Source organism: Mesorhizobium sp. M0761 (assembly GCF_040320205.1).
In the GTDB taxonomy this organism is placed as follows: Bacteria; Pseudomonadota; Alphaproteobacteria; order Rhizobiales; family Rhizobiaceae; genus Mesorhizobium.
Genome location: NZ_JAMYPF010000003.1, coordinates 298,399 through 319,868, shown reverse-complemented (window position 1 = coordinate 319,868; position 21,470 = coordinate 298,399). Strand labels below are relative to the sequence as shown.

Here is a 21,470-nt window from a genome sequence, read left to right as displayed (position 1 = left end):
GGAAAAGTGTGACGCGGTTTTCCGTCCGGAATTACGCAATATCAAACAGACAGAGTATTCAGGCATCACATGACGGTCGATACCCAGCAAGAGGGCGACGAGCGCGTACATTGGCTACCGATGATCGCCGCGATCTCGTCGATCAGCGTCGTCGGCATCGCCATAGGCCTCGGCATGCCGCTGCTCAGCGTTATTCTCGAGAGCCGCGGCCACTCGGCATCGATGATCGGCCTCAACACCGCGGTCGCCGGCCTTGCCTCGATCGCCGGCGCCCCGCTGGCCACGCCGCTGGCGATGCGCTTCGGCGTCGCCTGGACGATGATCGCCATGATCGCCGCCGGCGCGCTCGCCTTTGTCGGCTTCCACTTCGCGCCGGACTTCTGGATGTGGTTCCCACTACGCGTCGTGCTGCACATCGCGCTGACGGTGCTGTTCATCCTGTCGGAATTCTGGATCAGCACCTCGGCGCCGCCGCGCCGGCGCGGCCTGGTGCTCGGCATCTACGCCACAGTGCTGTCGCTCGGCTTCGCCGCCGGGCCATGGATCTTCGCCCATATCGGCAGCACCGGCTTCTTGCCGTTTGGCGTCATCATCGTCCTGGTCGCGCTGGCCGCAATCCCGGTGCTGGCCGCACGGAATGAAAGTCCCACAATCGTGGTTGACGGCGAAACCAGCAACTTCCTGCGCTACATCTGGCTGGTGCCGACAGCGACCGCCGCCGTGCTGGTGTTCGGCGCCGTCGAGACCGGCGGCTTTGCGCTGTTCCCCGTCTATGGCAACCGCATCGGCTATTCCGAGGCGGATGCAGCCCTCCTGCTCACCATGATCGGCCTCGGCAACGTGCTGTTGCAGATCCCTATCGGCATGATCAGCGACCGCGTCTCAGACCGCCGCTATCTGCTTTTGGCCTGTGCCACGGTCGGACTTGCCGGCACCATCTTCATGCCGTTCTTCGCCGGCAATTGGCACCTGATGGCGGCGCTTCTGTTTGTCTGGGGCGGCGTGGTGGCCGCCATGTACACGATCGGCCTTGCCCATCTGGGCTCGCAGCTCTCCGGCCATGAACTGGCCTCGGCCAACGCCGCCTTCGTGCTCTGCTACGGCGTCGGCATGGTGCTTGGCCCGCAGGCGATCGGCATCGGCATGGATGCCTTCGGGCCCTCCGGCTTCGGCTGGTCGCTCGGCCTGTTCTTTGCCGCCTATATCGCCTTGGTCAGCGCCAGGCTGGTCCGCAAGATCTGGTAGCCTGTCCGTCGCCAGCCTGCGCAATCCTGACGGGATGTCGCCGCTGCTGACAGAACCGTGTCAGGAGACCTCAGCTAAAAGGGTGTCCCAAAAAACCCGAGTTTGAGGATACGGCGATGATCGACAGCGGCTTTGAAACCACATCTCTGCGCATGACGCTTCTGCTGCTTGTCAGCTTCCAGGCCCCGGCAGCCGATGTCGACCGCATCATGGACGCCGTGGTCGCGATCGCGCCGCTGGCAATGGGCAAATACGACCGCAACGCCTATCAAACGGCGCACGGCATCGAACGCTACCGACCGCTGGAAGGTGCAGCCGCCGGCGTCGAAACCGAACTGCGCCGCCGCCCCGGCACCGTCGAGGTCTCGTTCGAGTTGCCCGACGACCAGTCGCTCGCCGCCCGCGTCGTCGAGGCGATTTTCCAGGTGCATTCCTACCAGGAGCCGGTGATCCGCATCCAGCCGATCCTCGCCAGCCGCTCCAAGGGCCTGGACGACCGCGCCAATCCGAATCGCTGGTGGAACACCACCGGGGACTGGAAAAAAGCGCTTCCAGTTAAGGAAGAAGCCTAGAAATCCGGCCCCGCTGAGGGCGAGCAACAGCGACCTTACCTTCTCTCCTTGTGGGGTGAGAAGCGGCCTCGTAGCGGACGAAAAGCCAATTGCTTGGTTTTCGAGATTCGAACGCCCTGAGCCTCAGCCTCCATCGAGCCGGTGATAAAACCGGACAACTCATGTGCTACCTAATCCGGACAACTCATGTGCTTACGACACGGCGGCCGCGCCGGGCTTGACTTTCCGGGCACGTTCTTTATGTGTCGCGCCAAGTTTCCCGCGTCCGGGTGTTTTCCCCCGCTCCAGCGGCCAAAACCCCACGAACATAACGGACTGATACAATGGCCAAAGCCGCAAACATCAAGATCAAGCTTCTGTCGACCGCCGACACCGGTTTCTTCTACGTGACCAGCAAGAACAGCCGTACCAAGACCGACAAGCTGTCGTTCCGCAAATACGACCCGGTCGCCAAGAAGCATGTCGAGTTCAAGGAAACCAAGATCAAGTAATCTGGTTTTCATACGCTCTGTCAAAAGCGCCGCCCCTTCGGGCGGCGTTTTTGATTCAAGGCCCCGAAAAGCCAGAACCCTCCGCTGTTTGGCGCGAAGTGCTCATCTCATTTTTTGGCAAAAAAGGGGGCCGGTCGGCGTATGGCAGCGGTACGAGGAGGCCACTATGTGCCAGCGCCGGCCGGCCGACCCCACGGACCCAGGAGATGCGGCGGACCTGAGCATCATGGGGTATTCGGCGAAGCGATGCGGCTGTCTACCCTCGTGCCCGCATCGCCCTTGTTCTTGCACCGCACATTTGCGCAACAATGTTTGAAAATCAATAGTTTCTTAACCAAGCCTGCCGAATCGCTTGGATTAAGGTAAATTCCTAACCCTGTCCGATTGACTGCATAATCGGTGGTCTAGCCTACGCTGCCTTGGCGACGACCCGGTTGCGGCCGCCACTTTTGGCTTCGTAGAGCGCCACGTCGGCACGTTTCATCAACGCCGCGACCGTGTCCGCGCCCTTCAGAACCGATGACACGCCGACGCTGACCGTGACTTCGATCGCCTTGCCTTCAGGGCCGATGGCAAACGGCAGCTGGGCGATTTCAGCGCGAATGCGCTCGGCAACTTTCTCCGCCACCGCGCCGTCCGTGTCCGGCATCACAACGACGAATTCCTCGCCGCCGAAGCGGCAGGCAAGGTCGATACCCCTGACGTTCTTGCGCAGCCGCCTTGCGAACTCGCGCAGCACATCGTCGCCGCCATCATGGCCATGCGAGTCATTGACGGTCTTGAAGCGGTCCAGATCGGTGATCATCACCGACAGAGGCCGCCGCCGCGCCACGGCGCGGTCGAACAGCGTCTGCAAATGGCTGTCGAGGTAGCGGCGGTTGTGCAGGCCGGTCAATGCGTCGGTCACCGCCATCTCGATGGTCTGGGTGACGCTGGCGCGCAGCTGGTCGTTGTAGCGCTTGCGGCGCACCTGCGTGCGCAGCCGCGCCGTCAGCTCCTGCTGGTCGATCGGCCGCATCAGATAGTCGTTGATGCCGAGCTCGAGCCCGCGAATGATGCGCCCCTCCTCGCCTCCATCGGCAATCAGGATGATCGGCAGGAAGCGGGTGCGGTCGAGCGAACGAAATTGCGAACACAACCGCAGCGGATCGAAATCGGCAAAACCGGTCGAGATCAGCACGCACTCATAGGGCGCCTCGGCGGCTTGGAAGAAGCCGGCATGCGGATCGGTCGCAATGTCGAGCTCGGCGCTGCCGCGCAGCATTTTCTGGATGCGCTCGAACGACGATTTGCGCTCGTCGATCAACAGCACCTTCGGCGTGGCGTCCTCCGACGCGAAGCTGCGGCTCAACAGCGCCTCGATGCCGATGTTGCGGGTGGTCGATGCGCGCAGCCGCAGTTCGTCGGTCAGCGACTTCAGCCTGACCAGGCTCTTCACCCGCGTCATCAGCTGCAGATCGTTGACCGGCTTGGTGAGAAAGTCGTCGGCGCCTGCCTCGAGGCCGCGCACCCGGTCGGCAACGTGGCCCAGCGCGGTCACCATGACCACCGGTATATGCGCGGTCGCCGGATCGCTTTTCAGCCGCTTGCAGACCTCGAACCCGTCCATGCCGGGCATCATCACGTCGAGCAGCACGACATCGACCTTGCCGTTTTCGCAGGTCTCGATCGCGTCCGGCCCGTTGAAGGCCGTCAACACCTCGAAATATTCGGCCAGCAGCCGAACCTCGAGAAGTTTGACATTGGCAGGGATGTCGTCGACGACGAGGATCCGCGCGGTCATGTCACAAGGCTCCGGCTGAAGGCATCAGGCATCACCGAGATAGGATTTGATGGTCTCGATGAAACGCGGCACCGAGATCGGCTTGGAGATGTAGGCCTCGCAACCGCCCTGGCGAATGCGTTCCTCGTCGCCCTTCATGGCGAAGGCGGTGACGGCGATGACCGGAATGGAATGGAGGTCGTCGTCCTCCTTCAGCCATTTCGTCACTTCCAGCCCCGACACTTCGGGCAGCTGGATGTCCATCAGGATCAGGTCGGGCCTGTGCTGGCGCGCCAGATCGAGCGCCTCGAGCCCGTTGCGCGTGCGCACCGTTTCATAACCGCTGGCTTCGATGAGGTCGCGAAAGAGCTTCATATTGAGCTCGTTGTCCTCGACGATCATGACCTTCTTAGGCATCGATTTCCCGTCCCGGCCAGGCTTCTGCCCGAAGCCCTGCCGCTATGCGCCCTTGTCGAAGCACACCAAACCCTCGCTCACTCTTAAGGCAATATGATTGACGAAACGGAAACCCGAAGCGGCAAAAGCCATTCGGATTCCACCTCGAAAACCACATTGGATCGGGGCTGTGGCTTGCCGCAGGCGACGCTTGCGATTACTGCGGAAAAGAGACTCATTTCCGCAACGAGAAAGTAGTGATGGCAAACGCAGCGTCAATGCGCGAGGAAGCGGAAACCATTGCCGTGAAGGCACTGGGCTTCGTCGCCGCCGACCCCGAACTCCTGCCGCGCTTCCTGGCCATCACCGGCATCGAGGCGTCCGCCATCCGCCGCGCCGCGGCCGAACCGGGATTCCTTGCCGGCGTGCTGCAGTTCATCCTCGCCCACGAGCCGACCTTGCTGCGCTTTGCCGAGGAAACCGGCACCCCGCCTGCCTCAGTCGGCAAGGCGTTGCGCGCGCTGCCTCTTGGCGGCGAGGACCATGAGCATTCGATATGAGCGACGATCCCGAGACGGCACGCCAGATCGCCGAACTTGCAGCCGACGACCGGCCTCTGCTGATCCTCGATGTCGACGATGTCGTGCTCGAATTCATCCGGCCGTTTCCGCATTTCCTGAAATCGCGCGGCTTCGGCCTGACGCTGGCCTCGTTCCGTCTCACCGGCAACATTGCCGAAACGGCGAGCGGCCGGCTGATCGAACAGCCGGAGGTGACGGCACTTCTCGGAGATTTCTTCGATACGCAGGCCGACTGGCAGAGCGTCACCGACGGTGCCGAACAAGCGCTTGCCAGCCTCGGCGACCGCGTCGAGATCGTCCTTTTGACCGCCATGCCGCACCGGCATCGCGCCGCCCGCCGCGCCCATCTCGATGCGCTCGGTCTGCCCTATCCCCTGTTGACCACCGAAATGGCCAAGGGACCGGCGGTGGCCAAGTTGCGTGGTAGCAAAGGCCGGCCGGTAGCCTTTGTCGACGACCAGCCCACCAATCTCATCTCGGCACGCAACTCGGTTGCCGAAGCCCATCTCTTCCACCTGATGGCCGACAATTCGCTCCGCGCCTTCCTGCCGCCGGTGCCGGACGACATCATCTCCGTCGAGGACTGGCACGAGGCCGCGCCGAAGATCGCGAGCGCGCTCGGGCTCTGAGTTAGTCGCCTCTGAGTCCAGCGCTCAGGGCTTCGTTGCTGTCCCAGGGCTCGCATCCTGATCGGTGTTGTCTTCCACGACCGGATCAGGCCCCTTCAGCATGGCGCCGTTGACCGTCACCGACCCGTCGTGCCTGGCGTTGATCACCCATTCGATACGACCGCCCGGCAGCGTCTTGGCGAATCCCTTGATGGCAAGCGCCCCTGTGAAAGCCTGCGACGCTTGCGGGTCGGTCTTCGCCGCCTCCTGCAGGCTTGCCACGATCTCGTCGTAGCCGGTGACGTCGATGGTCACGTTGGCATCGGGCTTCTTGTCGGGGAAGGTCATTTCGCCTTCCATGGCGACCTCTATGTCGCCATTCTTGACCGTGCTGTGTCCAAGCACGAACTTTGGTGTCTTGGCCAGGAAATTGGCGGAAATCTGATCGCCGAAATCTGCCGGAAGCGGTGGATCCTTACTGAAATCGAGGGTTTCTATGGTTTTCCGAGCCATACTGTCGAGATCGATGTTGGCGCCGCCGAAATTCAGGTCGAGATCCGTCGGCAGCAACGCAACGGTCCAACTGGGCAGCATCTGCTGCGGTATTGTCAGGCCGGAAACCTTGAATGCGTAGCTGATCTTGCCGTCCTTGGTGATGCCGTCCATGCCGACAACGGTGTTCAGCTGCGCCGCGCCGAAATTGCCGGCATATGTTTCAATGGCAAGGTTTTTGAATGCGTAGGTCCCATCGATCCGTTCCCATAGCGGCAGCGCACCGAGCAGAAGCGTTTTGAACTCTGCTTGATCGGCCTTCAGCCGGGCCTCGTCCTCATGGGCGACGGCGAACGCCAAAAGATCCAGAAGCGGCTTGGTCTGAATGGCCTTAGCGGTCACGTTCACAGCGAGCTCCGGTGCCCGGAGCGCTGCGATTGACCGGTCATCGATTTTGACCGTTTCGACGAAGTCCGCCATCGCCTGTGTGAAATTAAGATCGACGCCGCCGTTGGCCGACTTGCTGGCGTCAAATTTGGAAGAGCCCAGCCCCACGCTCAAATCGGTCAATTGACTGACTTGGCGCGACGTCATCGTCATGCCTGCAATCGAACTGGTGCCGCTGGTAAATGCCGCCAGTTCCGGGTCATAGACGCCCGTGAACTTGCCATCCTTGACAACGATTTGCCCGGTGTTCAGGCCATTTGGGCCATTTACCTCGACGGACCCAGTCGTAGAGAAATCCGAGGCGACATCCCAGCCTCCGTCGCTGCGCGGTTTGACCCGCAGCGTGACGGGCGGGAAATCGAACCGCTTCAGATCCTGCTTCGGCATCTTCGCCACAAGCGCCTTCACATCGAAGGTGATCTTGTAGGCACCCTCCTCGGCTGAGATCTTCAAAATGCCTTCATTGAGCGCCTGTTTGCCGACATAGCGAGAGAGCTCATCGGAAAGTTGCTTGGCACCTTGGGCATCGACAGCCTGGCCAAAGGCAGGAGCGCTGAGGGCGAGAAGGAAAGCAAGCGGCAGGACACGGTTCACAAAATTCTCCATTTGACCAAAAAGGAACGCTTCGTTCGTCTGCTATGAAACCAACCTACAGCTTCCACAGGACATCAACAAACGCCGACGGGTAATTGACTACAACACCAGCCGCATCAGCGGCCGTCCGGCCTTGCGTTCGACAAGCCGCTCGAAGCCGGCCTTTTCAAACACACGCGACGAGCCGACGAACAGCCCGATCGAACGCGAATCGCGCGACACGTCGATCGGACACGCCTCGACCAGCCGCGCCTTGTTCTGGCGGGCAAAAGCGATGCCGCCCTCGACCAGGCGGTGGCTGACGCCCCGGCCGCGCGCGCTGGCGCGGATGAAGAAGCAGGAGATGGCCCAGACGCCGGGATCTACGGCGTCGGTTGGATCGACCGGCGCCGAGCCCCGGCCCCGATTGTTCCATTCGGGCACGTCGGCGCGTGGACCGATCTGCATCCAGCCGACCGCCTGGCCGTCCTCGAAGGCCAAAAGCCCCGGCGGCGGCCCGGCCTCGATACGCGCCTTGATATGATCCTTGTTGCGCTGCTTGTCGCTGGCCCGTCGGACCGCCGGCGCCATCCGGAAATGCGTGCACCAGCAGCCGTAACAGGCGCCCTGCTTGCCGAAAAGATCCTCGAAATCCGCCCATAGGTCAGGCGCCAGCGGCGCTATGGTGGTGCTCATGAGTTCTCTCCCGGCTAACCGCTTGTGGCGGCTTCCGTCCTGACGTACCATTGCATCTGTTCTCTTTATGTTCGCAGCGATGGCGGCCCCTGTCAACAATCCCGAGCACGGTTTTTGCCGCGACTGCCTGACCTTTCAGCGCAGCGATACCAAGCGCTGTGAGCGTTGCGGCAGCCCTCGACTCACCCGCCATCCCGAGCTCTACCAGCTGCATCTGGCGCATATCGATTGCGACGCCTTCTATGCGGCGATCGAAAAGCGCGACAATCCGGCGCTGAAGGACAAGCCGCTGATCATCGGCGGCGGCAAGCGCGGCGTCGTTTCCACCGCCTGCTACATCGCCCGCATCCAGGGGGTGCGCTCGGCAATGCCGATGTTCAAGGCGCTCGAAGCCTGTCCGGAAGCGGTCGTCATCCCGCCCAATATGGAGAAATACGTCCGCGTCGGCCGCGATGTCCGCGCCTTGATGCAGGCGCTCACGCCGCTGGTCGAACCGCTCTCCATCGATGAGGCGTTTCTCGACCTTGCCGGCACCGAGCGCCTGCACGGCATGCCGCCGGCGGTGGTGCTGGCGCGCTTTGCGCAGACCGTCGAAAAGGAAATCGGCATCACCGTTTCGGCCGGCCTTTCCTACTGCAAGTTCCTGGCCAAGGTTGCCTCCGATTTCCGCAAGCCGCGCGGCTTTTCGGTGATCGGCGAAGCCGAGGCGCTGGGTTTCCTGGCCGAACAGCCAGTGACGCTGATCTGGGGCGTAGGCAAGGCTTTTGCCGCAACGCTCGAACGCGACGGCATCCGCAGCATCGCCCAGTTGCAGCGCATGGAGCGCGCTGATCTTATGCGCCGCTATGGCGTGATGGGCACCCGGCTCTACCATCTCTCGCGCGGCCAGGACGACCGCCGTGTCGATCCCGACCAGGATGCGAAAAGTGTGTCGGCCGAAACCACTTTCGACACCGACATAGCTGAAATGGGCGAACTGGTTCCAGTGCTGAGGGGATTGTCGGAAAAGGTCTCGGCGCGGCTGAAGAAGTCAGGCATTGCCGGGCGCACCGTGGTGCTGAAGCTGAAGACGCAGGATTTCAAGCTGCGTACCCGCAACCGCCAGCTCGGCGACCCGACCCGGCTGGCCGACCGCATTTTCCAGACCGGGCTCGAGCTGTTGCGCAAGGAGGCGGACGGGACAAAGTACCGGCTGCTTGGCATCGGTGTCAGCGATCTCTCGGATGACGAGAAGGCCGATCCGCCCGATCTCGTCGACGTCGGCTCGCGCAAGCGCGCCATGGCCGAAAGCGCCATCGATACGCTGCGCGACAAGTTCGGCAAGAAGGCGGTGGAAACCGGCTACACCTTCGGTAAAGGCCGCAACGCCAACCCGCCGGAGCCGATCGAGGAGTGAGACGGCTTAGATACGCTTGAGATCGATGCGGCTCGTCACCACGTTCTTGCCGGTTTTCGGATCGACGTCGGTAACGGTCAACCGCATTCCGTCGCCGCTGGTTTTCTCCACCGTCAACCGCGCCTTGCGATCGCCATTGACCTCCGCCGCCCAGCGAAAGCCGAGACTGATCGCGTTCCCGGAACGGCTGCCGGCGAGCTGTGCCGGCCCGGTGCGCGACCCGACATAGACGCCAGTATACTTCGCCCCGCGGGCCTTCAGATTGGCGCTGATGGCGCGCGCCACCACGACAAGACCACGGCAATTGCCGTCAAGCGACAATGAACTCGAGGTCGCGTCTGAATTGAAGGTGCAGGACACATTCATCGTCGGTGCGTCGGTGGTGACCTTGACTGTCCCCTTGCCGGAGAAATTCCCTTGCAAGGAGCTGAGAAAATTCGCCTCGTCGGCATGGGCCGCGGCGCTTGCAGTTAGCAGGCAGCCGGCTAGCAGAAACCGCGCGAATGATTTCATCGGAACCTTTCCCCCGTTGATGTTGAAGAAACGATGCGTCCAGCAATTGGCCAATACCGGGAACCAACGCCTGCCGTTGCGTCAGGTTCCACTTCCAGCATGGCTGTTTTGCAACGGTCTGGCCCAGTCGAATGCGTCGCCTAACGGTTGCGATAGAAGTCCCGGCTTGCGACATAGCGCCTATGGCACCTTCCCCATCGATCCCCAAAGCCGCGTTCTGGATGGCGCTGTCGATCGCCTCGTTTCTGGCGATGTCAGTCGCCGGCCGCGCAACCACCGCCGAGCTCAACGTCTTCCAGGTGCTGGAACTGCGCTCGGTAATCGGCTTCTTCATCCTGTTGCCGCTGGTGATGATGAGCGGCGGATTCGCCGCAATGCTCACGCAGCGCCCGTTGGCCCATATCGCTCGCAATGTCATCCACTATACGGGCCAGGCGGCATGGCTCTATGCGCTGACGCTGATCCCGCTTGCGGTGCTCATATCGATCGAATTCACCACACCGATCTGGACCGCGATCCTGGCGGTGACCTTTCTTGGCGAAAGGCTCTCCCGCCCGAAAATTGCGGCGGTCGTGCTTGGCCTGATCGGCGTGGTGGTCATCGTTCGCCCCGGCGTCGGCTCCATGGATCCGGGTCACCTCGTCGTTCTCGGCGCGGCCGTGTGCTTTGGCGTATCGGTGGTGTTGGTCAAGTCGCTGACCCGCACGGACAGCGTCGTGCGCATCATCTTCTGGATGCTGATCATCCAGTCGGTGGTCGGCCTGATCCCGGCGCTTTATGGATGGCGCAACCCACCGCTCGAACTCTGGCCATGGATCCTGCTGATTGCCTTCACCGGCATGTCGTCGCATTTCTGCATGGCGCGTGCCCTCACCTATGCCGACGCTACGGTGATTTCACCGATGGATTTCCTGCGCGTGCCGCTGTCGGCGCTGATCGGCTGGCTGCTCTACAGCGAGCAGATCGACATCTTTACAGCCGGCGGCGCCCTGCTGATCCTGATGGGCAACCTGCTCAACCTGCAGCGCAAGGCGCCAAAGCCGGCCGAGGTCGCGGCCTCGTAGCGGTCGGTCAATTCCCCTCATCCGGTATGTTGAGAAGATGCCCGCAGGCCTTGCAGTGCACGGCGTCCGGCTCATGCCGTTGCAGTCCGCATTGCGGACAGGGAAAGAACACCTTGGCGGGTCGAAAAATCGCCGTCGCCAGTCTGACGAACAGCGAGATGCCGATGATCATGGTGGCGATCGCGGTCAGCTTGCCGGCGATCCCCGGCAGCACGATGTCGCCGAAACCGGTGGTCGTCACCGTGGCAACGGTGAAATACAGCGCATCAATGTAGTTTTCGAGGCCGGCGCCGGTGCGGAAGAAGAAGGTGTAGACGAAGCCGGTGATGACGAACAGGAACGTCAACAGGTTGATGACCGCGTGGCTCGCCTCGCGCCAGGGCCTCAAGCCACGCATTTCGAAATGCCGCCACAGCGACCCGCTGCGCGACAGCGACCACAGCCGCAGGATGCGCAGGAACGCCAGATTTGCCAGCGCCGTCGGCATCAGCAGCGTCAAAAGGATGAAGACATCGACCCAGGATGTCGGCTGTTTCATCAGCCGCAACATGTCGTTGGAGGCTAACAGCCGGGCAATCAGGTCGGCGGCGACCAATGCGGCGACGGTATAGTCGAGCCACAGGAATGACGGCTTGTCCTGGAGCACCGGCGTGGCAACGAAGAAGGCGATGATGGCGAGGTCGATGATGACCGCCGCCAGTTGAAACCGGAACGCCACCGGCGTGCGCCCGTGATAGAGCTTGCGCAGCCTGTCACGCAGCCGCGCCATCGCTGAGTTTTGCTGCAATCCGTCCTTCTCGGCTGCCTTCATCACAAGTGCGTAACGGTCCCAGCCGGGGCCGTCTAGAGCATGATCCCAAAAAGTGGGTGCCGGTTTTGGAAAAGATCATGCTCCAACAAAGGGTTAGATCATGATGAGATTTCAACCAAATCTCATCATGACCTGACCCGGTGATCGTCACCCCTCCACCACCTTGCCGTCCGGCCCCACGAGGCGCCAGGCCGAGGCGGTGTCGTAGACGAACCGCTCCTCCGCAATCCGGTCACCATGCCAGCGCTGCAGGGCCACCTCTTCCAGCCGGCGCACGGTGCCGGCCTTGTCGACACGGTCGAAGGTCCAGCGTATGGCGACATTGTCGCCATCGACCAGGAATGTCTGGACAGGATGGGTGTGCATCTTCTCGATCCGGTCGAGTGCTGCCTGCTCATGCGCCATCAGTGTTTCCTTGCCGCGCCGCGGGACGCCGAGATTTTCCTGCATGGTGGCATCGTCATGGTAGAAGTCGGCGATCGCCTTGACGTGGCAGCCTTCGACCACCTCCTTGAGGAAGGCTTCGACGCGTTCGCGGCTGGGCATGATTGTGCGTTCCTGTGAAGTTTCTGCTCAACGCATGTGGTTCAAAGGAAGGTCAGTTCAACCACGCCCCGCACGCTGGCCCTATCGGCTGCAATCTCAGGCCCAGAGCATCTTTAGGCCGTCATGCACTGGCCGACGTCGATGCGACTGCCGTGTATATCAGCGCAGCCTAGACGAGCTCGACCTCGACCACCCCCGGCACCGCGCGCATGGCCGACGCGATTTGCGGCGAGATGCGGTAGCGGTTGGGCAATTCGATCTCGATCTCGCCTTGGCCGGCCTCCTTGATCAGCACGAAGCTGACCTGGCCTTCGCCCTTCACCGCCAGTTGGCCGGCCAGCATGCCGATCGGAGCCGCATCGCGCACGAAGATGCGCAGCGCCTTCTGGATGCGGCTGGCCTCATCCTCCAGCGACTGCACCGTCTGGATGCGCAGATTGACCCCTTCGGGCCTATCCTCGGCCGAAACGGTGATCACCACCGAACGTCCGGGCTCGAGCAGATCGCGATACTGCGCCAACCCTTCCGAAAACAGCACGGCTTCATATTGGCCAGATGTGTCGGAAAAGGCGATGACGCCCATCTTGTTGCCGGTTCGGGTCTTGCGCTCCTGCTTGGTGGTGACGGTGCCGGCGAGCCGGCCCGCGGCGGCACCGCGTTTGACCGCAGCCGAGAACTCGCCCCAGTTTTGCACGCGCATCTTCTGCAGGGCCGCCTTGTACTCGTCGAGCGGATGCGCCGAAAGATAGAAGCCGACGACCTGGAATTCACGGTGCAGCCGGTCGGCGGCAAGCCACGGATCGGTCTGCGGCAAATTGAGCGCCTGCTGCTGCGCGCCGAGCGACGCGCCGAAAATGTCGTGCTGGCCCGAAATGGCATTCTGCTGCGCCAGCGAAGCCAGCCCCATCATCCGTTCGACGCCGGCCATCATCTGGGCGCGGTCGTGGCCGAAGCAGTCGAGCGCGCCGGCCATGATCAGGCTTTCGAAGACGCGCTTGCCGACGATCTTGGGATCGACCCTTTCACAGAAATCGGCGAGATTCTTGAACGGCTTTTCGCCGCGCATGGCGACGATGTGCTCGACCGCAGCGTCGCCGACGCCCTTGAGGGCTGCCAGCGAATAATAGATGCGGTTCTCGCCGACCTCGAAATTGCGGAAGCTGGTCATCGCCGACGGCGCCACCACCTCGATGCCGAGACGCAGCGCATCCTGGCGGAAATCGGCGAGTTTGTCGGTATTGCCCATGTCGAGCGTCATCGACGCCGCCAGGAACTCGACGGGGTAATGCGCCTTGAGATAGGCGGTCTGGTAGGACACGACGGCGTAGGCGGCCGCGTGCGATTTGTTGAAGCCGTAGTCGGCGAACTTGGCCAGAAGGTCGAAGATGAAGTCGGCCTGCGGCTTGCCGACGCCGCGTTCGACCGCACCGGTGACGAAACGCTCGCGCTGCTTGTCCATTTCGGCGCGGATCTTCTTGCCCATCGCGCGACGCAGCAGATCGGCTTCGCCGAGCGAATAGCCCGACAGTTCCTGCGCGATCTGCATCACCTGTTCCTGGTAGACGATGACGCCTTGCGTCTCCTTCACCAGATGGTCGATTTTGGGATGGATCGAGGCCATCTCCTCCTCGCCATGTTTTCTGGCATTGTAGGTCGGGATGTTCTCCATCGGGCCGGGACGGTAGAGCGCCACCAGCGCGATGATGTCCTCGATGCAGTCGGGCCGCATGCCGATCAGCGCCTTGCGCATGCCGGCACTTTCCACCTGGAACACACCGACCACTTCGCCGCGCGACAGCATGGCGTAGGTTTCAGGATCGTCGAGCGGGATCGTCGCCAGGTCGATCTCGATGCCGCGCCGGCGGATCAGCTTCACCGCCGTCTCCAGCACCGTCAGCGTCTTCAGGCCGAGGAAGTCGAATTTTACCAGCCCGGCCTGCTCGACATATTTCATGTTGAACTGGGTGACCGGCATGTCGGAGCGCGGATCGCGGTACATCGGCACCAGTTCCGACAAGGGCCGGTCGCCGATGACGATGCCGGCGGCGTGCGTCGAAGCGTGGCGGTAGAGCCCTTCCAGCTTTTGCGCCATATCGAGCAGCGTCTGCACGATTGGCTCCTTCTCCGCCTCCTCGGCAAAGCGCGGCTCGTTGGCGATGGCATCCGCCAGCTTGACCGGATTGGCGGGGTTCTGCGGCACCATTTTGGAGAGCTTGTCGACTTGGCCGTAAGGCATTTGCAACACGCGGCCGACGTCGCGCAGCACCGCGCGCGCCTGCAGCGTACCGAAGGTGATGATCTGCCCAACCTGGTCGCGGCCATATTTCTGCTGGACGTAGCGGATGACCTCTTCGCGCCGGTCCTGGCAGAAGTCGATGTCGAAGTCGGGCATCGACACGCGGTCGGGGTTGAGGAAGCGCTCGAACAGCAGCGAGAAGCGCAGCGGATCGATGTCGGTGATGGTCGTGGAATAAGCGACCAGCGATCCGGCGCCCGAACCACGGCCCGGCCCGACCGGAATGCCTTGCGCCTTGGCCCATTTGATGAAGTCGGCGACGATCAGGAAATAGCCGGGAAACTTCATCTTCTCGATGATGGAGAGTTCGAAATCGAGCCGCTCGCGGTATTGTTCGACCGTGTAGCCGGAAGTGGGCCCATGCGCAGCCAGCCGCGCCTCCAGCCCCTCATGCGCCTGCCGGCGTAGCTCATCGGCCTCCGCTTTCAGCGCCACCTCATTGTCGGCGACATCGCCGCCGGTAAAGCGTGGCAGGATCGGATTGCGGGTCTTGGGATAATAGGAACAGCGCAGCGCGATCTCGACGGTGTTGTCGATCGCTTCCGGCAGGTCGGCGAACAGCCGCGCCATATCCGCCTGGCTGCGCAGGAAATTGTCCGAAGTCAGCCGGCGACGGTTGTCGGCGGCAACCACCGAACCCTCGGCAATGGCGATCAGAGCATCATGCGCGTCATAGTCGTCGCGGGCGGCGAAGAACGCCTCATTCGTGGCGACCAGCGGCAGATCATGGATATAGGCAAGGTCGACCGATGATTTCTCGATAGCGCGGTCATAACCGGAAACACGGTCCAGCTCGACATAGAGCCGGTCGCCGAACAGCGCCTTGAGTGCCAGAAGCCGCGTCTCGGCAAGATCTCGGCGATCCTCCTTCAGCGCCCGGCCGATCGGGCCGCGCGGCCCGCCGCTGAGGCAGATCAGGCCATCGCAATGGCCTTCCAGCATTGCTGACGTCAGATGCACGGGCTCGCCCGGCGGCGTCTCCAGATAGACCTGGCTGACCAGCCTGACGAGGTTGCTATAGCCAACCTCGGTGGCGGCGAGCAGCACCACGGCGTTCATCTCCGGCCCGTGGCGGCGGCGGTCGCGCTGTGCGTCACTGGTCTCGCCGGAAAAGGCGAGATCGATCTGGCAGCCGATAATCGGCTGGATGCCTTCCTTCACCGCCTTCTGGGCGAACTCAAGCGCGCCGAACAGATTGTTTGTGTCGGTGACGGCGATTGCCGGGCACTCGTCCTTGACGGCATGACCGACAACGGCGGCGACCTGCAAGGCGCCCTCGAGCAGCGAATACGCCGAATGCACGCGCAGATGGATGAACGGCCGCGCCGGCGCCTCCGGGCGCGCAGCAGCGAGCGCTGCTTCGCGCCTCAGGGGATCGCGTGGAAGTTTGTCATCCGCCATGATGTTTCAAATTGCTCGAAGGGCTTTGAGTCGATGGAGATGTATTGTCCCGGACCGGGCGATGCCAGTCCAGCACAAATGACCACCGACCACAGGCTTCCGTACCCAGCCGCACGGCTCAGAGATTGTTCGAAATTCGCTCTGGCGAGTCATATGATGGTGGTTTCGAGAACCGGAGCGCAGCGGCCATTGGTCCGTGAGCACGGGAAGCGCAGAAACCACCTTCAGGCCGCCGGAATAGAATTTCCAAACAATCACTAGGCGAACTCCATGATCACCGCATCCACAGCCAGGCTGTCACCCGGCTTGGCGTTGAGCTTCGACACGACAAGATCGCGGTCGGCGCGCAACACGTTTTCCATCTTCATCGCCTCGACCACGGCCAGCGTCTCGCCGGCCTTGACCTCCTGCCCCTCGGCAACCGCGATCGACACGACCAGGCCCGGCATCGGGCAAAGCAGCATCTTGGACGTGTCCGGCGCCACCTTTTCCGGCATCAGCCTTTCCAGTTCAGCCGTGCGCGGCAGCATGGCGCGCGCCGTCACCGACATGCCTTTCCAGGCAATGCGCAGGCCGTTTGGCGCCGGCCTGATCTGCGCCGTGACCTTGCGGGCACCGACAGTGCCGCGCCAGATGAGGTCGCCCGGCCGCCAGTCGGACGCCACGGTCAGCGCTTTGCCGCCATCGACCGACAGATCGATTTCCATCGGAATGGAGATCATGCCCTCGATGATCGAAGCCTGGAGATAGTCGTCGCCGAGCTTCACCACCCAATCGCGCTTGAGTGCGCCCGAATGCGGCGCCAGCCGCCCGCCCAGCCGGTCAAGCCGATCGCGGCGCAGAAGCTCGACCGCGGTGGCGATCGCCGCCAGCACTGCCTTTTCATCGCCATTGGGCACGATCGGCGCGAAGCCGTTAGGATATTCCTCGGCGATGAAGCCCGTCGATATCCGCCCCTCGCGCCAGCGCGGATGCTGCATCAGCGCCGCCAGGAACGGGATGTTGTGCTCGATGCCGTCGACGACGAAACTGTCCAGCGCTTCCGACATGGCATCGATGGCCTCGATACGCGTGGGCGCCCAGGTGCAGAGTTTTGCCACCATCGGATCATAGAACATCGGAATCTCGGAGCCTTCGGTGACGCCGGTGTCGTTGCGGATGACGACATCGCCGAACGTGCCCTCCTCCGGCGGCCGGTAGCGCGTCAACCGGCCGATCGAGGGCAGGAAATTGCGATAGGGATCCTCGGCATAGAGCCGGCTTTCCACCGCCCAGCCGTTCAGCTTGACGTCGCTCTGCTCGATCGCCAGCTTCTCGCCGGCGGCGACACGGATCATCTGCTCGACCAGGTCGATGCCGGTAACAAGCTCCGTCACCGGATGCTCGACCTGCAATCGTGTATTCATTTCAAGGAAATAGAAGTTCTTTTCAGCATCGACGATGAACTCGACGGTGCCGGCGCTCTGGTAATCGACCGCCTTGGCCAGCGCCACGGCCTGCTCGCCCATGGCCTTGCGCGTCTTGGCATCGAGGAATGGCGACGGCGCCTCTTCCGCAACCTTCTGGTTCCGGCGCTGGATCGAGCATTCGCGCTCGCCGAGATAGAGGGCGGTGCCATGCGCGTCGGCCAGCACCTGGATTTCGATATGACGCGGATCGACGACGAACTTTTCGATGAAGACGCGGTCGTCGCCGAACGAGCTTTTCGCCTCCGAGCGCGCCCGGTCGAAGCCGTCGCGCACTTCCGACTGGCTCCAGGCAATGCGCATGCCTTTACCGCCGCCGCCGGCCGAGGCCTTGATCATCACGGGATAACCGATCTCGCCGGCGATCTTTTCCGCATGGTCGGCATTTTCGATGACACCAAGCCAGCCCGGTACCGTCGACACTTCTGCGGCATTGGCGAACTTCTTCGATTCGATCTTGTCGCCCATCGCCTTGATCGCCTTGGGTTTCGGACCGATGAAGACAATGCCCTCAGCCTCAAGCGCTTCGCAGAAAGCGGCCCGCTCCGACAGAAATCCGTAGCCGGGATGCACGGCCTGCACGCCCGTCTCCTTGCAGGCAGCAATGATCTTCTCAGGCAGGAGATAGCTTTGCGCGGCAGGCGATGGGCCGATATGCACGGCCTCGTCGGCCATTTCGACGTGCACGGCGTCGCGATCGGCGTCGGAATAGACCGCGACGGTGGCAATCCCCATCCTGCGCGCCGTCTTGATGACGCGGCAAGCAATCTCGCCGCGATTGGCGATCAGGATTTTCGTGAACATCGAAGGCGTTTCCTCGGGTCTTTCGTCTTTCTTATGGGCTTCGGCAGCCGGGCTCAAGCACCGCCGGCAGCGCACCCATCAAGACACTCCCGGCCCGCCAGGCCCGTGCCGAGGGGCGAAGGTTGGGCTCGCCGACGACTGGGCCAAGATTTGCGCCATATTTGGTCGCCAAATCGGGTTGAAACAGTATAAAAACCCTGAAAGCCTGAAGACCAATCGCCTTGGGAGGAATTGCCTGATGAAAACCCGCGCCGCTGTCGCTGTCGCCGCCGGAAAGCCGTTGGAAATCATGGAGGTCGACCTCGACGGACCGCGCGAAGGCGAGGTGCTGGTCGAGATCAAGGCGACCGGCATCTGCCACACCGACGAGTTCACTTTGTCGGGCGCCGATCCCGAAGGCCTGTTTCCGGCAATCCTCGGCCATGAAGGGGCCGGCGTTGTCGTCGATGTCGGCAAGGGCGTCACCTCGGTCAAGAAGGGCGACCACGTCATCCCGCTTTACACGCCGGAATGCCGGCAGTGCCCGTCCTGCCTGTCGCGCAAGACCAATTTGTGCACCGCCATCCGCGCCACCCAGGGCCAGGGCTTGATGCCCGATGGCTCCTCGCGCTTCTCGATCGGCAAGGACAAGATCTTCCATTATATGGGCTGCTCGACCTTCTCGAACTTCACCGTGCTGCCCGAGATCGCGCTCGCCAAGGTCAACCCGGACGCGCCCTTCGACAAGATCTGCTACATCGGCTGCGGCGTTACCACCGGCATCGGCGCGGTCATCAACACCGCCAAGGTCGAGCAAGGCGCGACTGCTGTCGTCTTTGGTCTCGGTGGCATCGGCCTCAACGTCATCCAGGGCCTGAAGCTCGCCGGCGCCGACATGATCATCGGTGTCGACCTCAACAACGACAAGAAGGCATGGGGCGAGCGCTTCGGCATGACGCATTTCGTCAACCCGAAGGAGATCGACGGCGACATCGTTCCTCACCTCGTCAACTTGACCAAGCGCGGCGCCGACCAGATCGGCGGCGCCGACTACACATTCGACTGCACCGGCAACACCAAGGTGATGCGCCAGGCGCTGGAAGCCTCGCATCGCGGCTGGGGCAAGTCGGTCGTCATCGGCGTGGCCGGCGCCGGCCAGGAGATTTCGACCCGGCCGTTCCAGCTGGTCACCGGCCGCACCTGGATGGGCACCGCCTTCGGCGGCGCTCGCGGCCGCACCGACGTGCCGAAAATCGTCGACTGGTACATGGACGGCAAGATCCAGATCGACCCGATGATCACCCATTTGCTGAAGCTTGAGGACATCAACAAGGGCTTCGACCTCATGCATGAGGGCAAGTCGATCAGGAGCGTCGTCGTTTACTAAATGCGATCAGCAAAAGTGGCGCCCGGTTTTGCGTCCGATCGCACACCAAACGGAGGAAGAACAAGCCGCCGACCGAAGGGCCAGCGACCGAAGTTGCACAGGTTCAACAAGGGAGGAAGACAATGCCTGAGAAACTGCATCCCAAAATCGACAATGGCTTGCCAAAGGAGAGCGCAAGCTTTGCCGGCGGCACGCTGGTCTGCGCCTGCACCAGCAAGCCGGTGAAGGTGACGGTCAAGGGCCAGATCGCCCACAACCACGCCTGCGGCTGCACCAAATGCTGGAAACCGGACGGCGCGGTGTTCTCGGTCGTGGCGGTCGCCGGCACCGGCGACGTCACCGTCACCGAGAATGGCGACAAGCTGAAGGTGGTCGATCCGACAGCATTGATCCAGCGCCATGCCTGCACCGGTTGCGGCGTCCACATGCACGGCCCGGTCGAGCGCGACCATCCGTTCAAGGGTCTGTCCTTCATCCATCCCGAGCGCTTCCAGGAAGACGGCTGGTCACCGCCGGGCTTCACCGCTTTCGTTTCGTCGATCATCGAATCCGGTGTCGAACCCAAGCGCATGGACGGCATCCGCGGCCAGTTGAAGTCGATGGGCCTCGAGCCCTATGACTGTCTCAACCCCGGCCTGATGGATTACATCGCCACCTGGACGGCGAAGAAGTCGGGCGCGCTGCCGGCCTGACAGTACGAGATTTCTGGCATGGGGCCGGGTAACATGCCGGCCCCATGTCCGTTTTGGAGAGATAATGCCCGCACCCGCCATCTACGTCGACGCCGACGCCTGCCCGGTGAAAGCCGAGGTCGAGAAGGTCGCCGAGCGCCATGGCGTGGTCGTCACCTACGTCTCCAATGGCGGGCTGCGTCCGTCGCGCGATCCTATGATCCGCAACGTCGTCGTCTCTAAAAGCGCCGATGCCGCTGACGATTGGATCGTCGAGAACGCAAAACCCAACGACATCGTGATCACAGCCGACATCCCGCTTGCCGCCCGCACAGTCGCGCTCGGCGCCCATGTGCTCGGGCCGACCGGACGCCCATTCACGCCGGAGACCATCGGCATGGCGGTTGCAATGCGCGATTTGAAGCAGCATCTGCGCGAAACCGGCGAGAGCAAGGGCTACAATGCCAGCTTTGCGCCACAGGATCGCTCGCGTTTCCTGGGTGAGCTCGACCGTATCTTGCGGCGGGCTCTGAAATCCGTCACACCCGACCAGACGTGAAGCATCATCCGAGGTCGGGCTATGGCCGACACATCGCCGAATAACCCGTTGCAGCGGCACAAGCAGTTCTTTGTGTCGCTAGCCGTCGGTCTGGTCGTATTTGCCGCGGTATTGCCTTTGATTGGATCGCTCCCCCTCTCCACGCGGCTTGCTTATTCGATTTCGATTGCCGCCGATGCGTTCTTCGTCGTCTTCATCGCGCTCGTCATCGCCAAGATGCCGCTGCTGTCCGGCCGCTATCTCAGCAAGAACGCGCGCGAACTGGACCTCCCAGTGCTGGGCATCTTTGCCATCACGCTCGGCATCGTCGCCATGGCCATTGTCCTGCTGTTCCTTTTGATCAATCACAAGGATCGCGACCCCATCGAACTCGGCTTCGCCATGCTGTCGATCCCGCTTGGCTGGTTCACCATCCATGCCATGGCCGCCCTCCACTATGCGCATGTCTACTGGATGGACGGCGACGCGATCGATGCCGAAACCAAGAAGAAGATACCGGTCGGCGGCCTCGATTTTCCCGGCAGCAAACGGCCGGACGGTTGGGACTTTCTCTATTTCGCGACGGTGATCGGCATGACCGCGCAGACCGCCGACACCGCGATCACGACCTCGCATATGCGCCGCGTGGTGCTTGTCCATTCGATCCTGTCGTTCTTCTTCAACGCCGTCATCGTCGCCGCCGTCGTCAATCTCGCGGTGAGCCTCGGCAATTGA

The 21,470-nt window shown here is 62.3% G+C and carries 20 protein-coding genes; 11 read left to right on the top strand and 9 right to left on the bottom strand.

Annotated features, from left to right (window positions below; genetic code table 11):
- Positions 1 to 69: 69 nt before the first annotated feature.
- The 3 genes from NKI32_RS06830 (at position 70) to rpmG (ending at position 2,308) form a co-directional block, all read left to right on the top strand.
- Positions 70 to 1,245, top strand: a complete 1,176-nt coding sequence (locus NKI32_RS06830) for an MFS transporter (protein ID WP_023681570.1) — start codon at positions 70 to 72, stop codon at positions 1,243 to 1,245.
- Between the two features lie 116 nt (positions 1,246 to 1,361).
- Positions 1,362 to 1,817, top strand: coding sequence for a YqfO family protein (locus tag NKI32_RS06825; protein WP_353002349.1), 456 nt, complete (start codon positions 1,362 to 1,364; stop codon positions 1,815 to 1,817).
- A gap of 323 nt (positions 1,818 to 2,140) precedes the next feature.
- A complete protein-coding gene (gene rpmG, locus NKI32_RS06820) occupies positions 2,141 to 2,308 on the top strand; it encodes a 50S ribosomal protein L33 (protein ID WP_006201775.1) in 168 nt (55 codons plus the stop codon).
- 409 nt (positions 2,309 to 2,717) lie between these two features.
- Here rpmG and NKI32_RS06815 read toward each other — a convergent pair whose 3' ends face one another.
- Entirely contained in the window at positions 2,718 to 4,091 is a 1,374-nt protein-coding gene (locus tag NKI32_RS06815) for a PleD family two-component system response regulator (RefSeq protein WP_023710626.1), read from the bottom strand.
- Positions 4,092 to 4,115: 24 nt separating this feature from the next.
- Positions 4,116 to 4,487, bottom strand: coding sequence for a response regulator (locus NKI32_RS06810; protein ID WP_023667574.1), 372 nt, complete (start codon positions 4,485 to 4,487; stop codon positions 4,116 to 4,118).
- A gap of 239 nt (positions 4,488 to 4,726) precedes the next feature.
- Between NKI32_RS06810 and NKI32_RS06805 the strand changes: the two genes are divergently transcribed.
- Complete coding sequence (locus NKI32_RS06805; protein ID WP_023729852.1) at positions 4,727 to 5,026, top strand: DUF3572 domain-containing protein; 300 nt, start codon at positions 4,727 to 4,729, stop codon at positions 5,024 to 5,026.
- Positions 5,023 to 5,676 (top strand): hypothetical protein, encoded by a 654-nt coding sequence (locus NKI32_RS06800; RefSeq protein WP_353002347.1) that lies wholly within the window; start codon positions 5,023 to 5,025, stop codon positions 5,674 to 5,676. The genes NKI32_RS06805 and NKI32_RS06800 overlap by 4 nt, the downstream gene beginning before the upstream one ends.
- A gap of 24 nt (positions 5,677 to 5,700) precedes the next feature.
- Here the strand turns inward: NKI32_RS06800 and NKI32_RS06795 are convergent, their stop codons facing one another.
- Together NKI32_RS06795 and NKI32_RS06790 are read right to left on the bottom strand one after the other, a co-directional pair.
- Positions 5,701 to 7,188 (bottom strand): hypothetical protein, encoded by a 1,488-nt coding sequence (locus NKI32_RS06795; protein ID WP_353002345.1) that lies wholly within the window; start codon positions 7,186 to 7,188, stop codon positions 5,701 to 5,703.
- Between the two features lie 99 nt (positions 7,189 to 7,287).
- Positions 7,288 to 7,863 carry a GNAT family N-acetyltransferase gene (locus NKI32_RS06790; RefSeq protein ID WP_023681576.1) on the bottom strand — a complete coding sequence of 192 codons (576 nt, stop codon included), beginning with the start codon at positions 7,861 to 7,863 and terminating at the stop codon, positions 7,288 to 7,290.
- Positions 7,864 to 7,930: 67 nt separating this feature from the next.
- On the opposite strand from NKI32_RS06790, the gene NKI32_RS06785 reads away from it, so the two are divergent.
- The gene (locus tag NKI32_RS06785; RefSeq protein WP_353002343.1) at positions 7,931 to 9,259 is read left to right on the top strand and encodes a DNA polymerase IV; all 1,329 of its coding nucleotides are present in this window, start codon (positions 7,931 to 7,933) and stop codon (positions 9,257 to 9,259) included.
- Between the two features lie 6 nt (positions 9,260 to 9,265).
- On the opposite strand, the gene NKI32_RS06780 is transcribed toward NKI32_RS06785, so the two are convergent.
- Positions 9,266 to 9,772 carry a hypothetical protein gene (locus tag NKI32_RS06780; protein ID WP_353002341.1) on the bottom strand — a complete coding sequence of 169 codons (507 nt, stop codon included), beginning with the start codon at positions 9,770 to 9,772 and terminating at the stop codon, positions 9,266 to 9,268.
- A gap of 182 nt (positions 9,773 to 9,954) precedes the next feature.
- On the opposite strand from NKI32_RS06780, the gene NKI32_RS06775 reads away from it, so the two are divergent.
- Positions 9,955 to 10,836, top strand: a complete 882-nt coding sequence (locus tag NKI32_RS06775; protein WP_352511644.1) for a DMT family transporter — start codon at positions 9,955 to 9,957, stop codon at positions 10,834 to 10,836.
- Positions 10,837 to 10,843: 7 nt separating this feature from the next.
- Here NKI32_RS06775 and NKI32_RS06770 read toward each other — a convergent pair whose 3' ends face one another.
- The 4 genes from NKI32_RS06770 to NKI32_RS06755 form a co-directional block, all read right to left on the bottom strand.
- Positions 10,844 to 11,647 (bottom strand): potassium channel family protein, encoded by an 804-nt coding sequence (locus NKI32_RS06770; protein WP_352511645.1) that lies wholly within the window; start codon positions 11,645 to 11,647, stop codon positions 10,844 to 10,846.
- Between the two features lie 147 nt (positions 11,648 to 11,794).
- Complete coding sequence (locus NKI32_RS06765) at positions 11,795 to 12,193, bottom strand: nuclear transport factor 2 family protein (RefSeq protein ID WP_352511647.1); 399 nt, start codon at positions 12,191 to 12,193, stop codon at positions 11,795 to 11,797.
- A 169-nt stretch (positions 12,194 to 12,362) separates the two neighbouring features.
- Positions 12,363 to 15,890 (bottom strand): DNA polymerase III subunit alpha, encoded by a 3,528-nt coding sequence (dnaE, locus tag NKI32_RS06760; RefSeq protein WP_353002338.1) that lies wholly within the window; start codon positions 15,888 to 15,890, stop codon positions 12,363 to 12,365.
- Between the two features lie 257 nt (positions 15,891 to 16,147).
- Positions 16,148 to 18,160, bottom strand: coding sequence for an acetyl-CoA carboxylase biotin carboxylase subunit (locus NKI32_RS06755; RefSeq protein WP_352511650.1), 2,013 nt, complete (start codon positions 18,158 to 18,160; stop codon positions 16,148 to 16,150).
- A 238-nt stretch (positions 18,161 to 18,398) separates the two neighbouring features.
- Here NKI32_RS06755 and NKI32_RS06750 point away from each other — a divergent pair, with 238 nt between their 5' ends.
- From NKI32_RS06750 to NKI32_RS06735, 4 genes are all read left to right on the top strand, one after another.
- A complete protein-coding gene (locus NKI32_RS06750) occupies positions 18,399 to 19,526 on the top strand; it encodes an S-(hydroxymethyl)glutathione dehydrogenase/class III alcohol dehydrogenase (protein WP_353002336.1) in 1,128 nt (375 codons plus the stop codon).
- 122 nt (positions 19,527 to 19,648) lie between these two features.
- Positions 19,649 to 20,218 (top strand): S-(hydroxymethyl)glutathione synthase, encoded by a 570-nt coding sequence (gene gfa, locus NKI32_RS06745; RefSeq protein WP_352511654.1) that lies wholly within the window; start codon positions 19,649 to 19,651, stop codon positions 20,216 to 20,218.
- 64 nt (positions 20,219 to 20,282) lie between these two features.
- Positions 20,283 to 20,756 carry a YaiI/YqxD family protein gene (locus NKI32_RS06740; protein WP_023695438.1) on the top strand — a complete coding sequence of 158 codons (474 nt, stop codon included), beginning with the start codon at positions 20,283 to 20,285 and terminating at the stop codon, positions 20,754 to 20,756.
- Positions 20,757 to 20,777: 21 nt separating this feature from the next.
- Positions 20,778 to 21,470 carry a DUF1345 domain-containing protein gene (locus tag NKI32_RS06735; RefSeq protein ID WP_353002333.1) on the top strand — a complete coding sequence of 231 codons (693 nt, stop codon included), beginning with the start codon at positions 20,778 to 20,780 and terminating at the stop codon, positions 21,468 to 21,470.

Bases quoted from the DNA above. Each gene is read 5' to 3' on its own strand.
- NKI32_RS06830 (WP_023681570.1), top strand. From the start codon at position 70: ATGACGGTCGATACCCAGCAAGAGGGCGACGAGCGCGTACATTGGCTA.
- NKI32_RS06735 (WP_353002333.1), top strand. From the start codon at position 20,778: ATGGCCGACACATCGCCGAATAACCCGTTGCAGCGGCACAAGCAGTTC.
- NKI32_RS06800 (WP_353002347.1), top strand. From the start codon at position 5,023: ATGAGCGACGATCCCGAGACGGCACGCCAGATCGCCGAACTTGCAGCC.
- NKI32_RS06780 (WP_353002341.1), bottom strand. From the start codon at position 9,772: ATGAAATCATTCGCGCGGTTTCTGCTAGCCGGCTGCCTGCTAACTGCA.
- NKI32_RS06815 (WP_023710626.1), bottom strand. From the start codon at position 4,091: ATGACCGCGCGGATCCTCGTCGTCGACGACATCCCTGCCAATGTCAAA.
- NKI32_RS06755 (WP_352511650.1), bottom strand. From the start codon at position 18,160: ATGTTCACGAAAATCCTGATCGCCAATCGCGGCGAGATTGCTTGCCGC.
- NKI32_RS06740 (WP_023695438.1), top strand. From the start codon at position 20,283: ATGCCCGCACCCGCCATCTACGTCGACGCCGACGCCTGCCCGGTGAAA.
- NKI32_RS06770 (WP_352511645.1), bottom strand. From the start codon at position 11,647: ATGAAGGCAGCCGAGAAGGACGGATTGCAGCAAAACTCAGCGATGGCG.
- dnaE (WP_353002338.1), bottom strand. From the start codon at position 15,890: ATGGCGGATGACAAACTTCCACGCGATCCCCTGAGGCGCGAAGCAGCG.
- NKI32_RS06810 (WP_023667574.1), bottom strand. From the start codon at position 4,487: ATGCCTAAGAAGGTCATGATCGTCGAGGACAACGAGCTCAATATGAAG.
- rpmG (WP_006201775.1), top strand. From the start codon at position 2,141: ATGGCCAAAGCCGCAAACATCAAGATCAAGCTTCTGTCGACCGCCGAC.
- NKI32_RS06775 (WP_352511644.1), top strand. From the start codon at position 9,955: ATGGCACCTTCCCCATCGATCCCCAAAGCCGCGTTCTGGATGGCGCTG.
- gfa (WP_352511654.1), top strand. From the start codon at position 19,649: ATGCCTGAGAAACTGCATCCCAAAATCGACAATGGCTTGCCAAAGGAG.
- NKI32_RS06805 (WP_023729852.1), top strand. From the start codon at position 4,727: ATGGCAAACGCAGCGTCAATGCGCGAGGAAGCGGAAACCATTGCCGTG.
- NKI32_RS06785 (WP_353002343.1), top strand. From the start codon at position 7,931: ATGTTCGCAGCGATGGCGGCCCCTGTCAACAATCCCGAGCACGGTTTT.
- NKI32_RS06790 (WP_023681576.1), bottom strand. From the start codon at position 7,863: ATGAGCACCACCATAGCGCCGCTGGCGCCTGACCTATGGGCGGATTTC.
- NKI32_RS06765 (WP_352511647.1), bottom strand. From the start codon at position 12,193: ATGCCCAGCCGCGAACGCGTCGAAGCCTTCCTCAAGGAGGTGGTCGAA.
- NKI32_RS06750 (WP_353002336.1), top strand. From the start codon at position 18,399: ATGAAAACCCGCGCCGCTGTCGCTGTCGCCGCCGGAAAGCCGTTGGAA.
- NKI32_RS06825 (WP_353002349.1), top strand. From the start codon at position 1,362: ATGATCGACAGCGGCTTTGAAACCACATCTCTGCGCATGACGCTTCTG.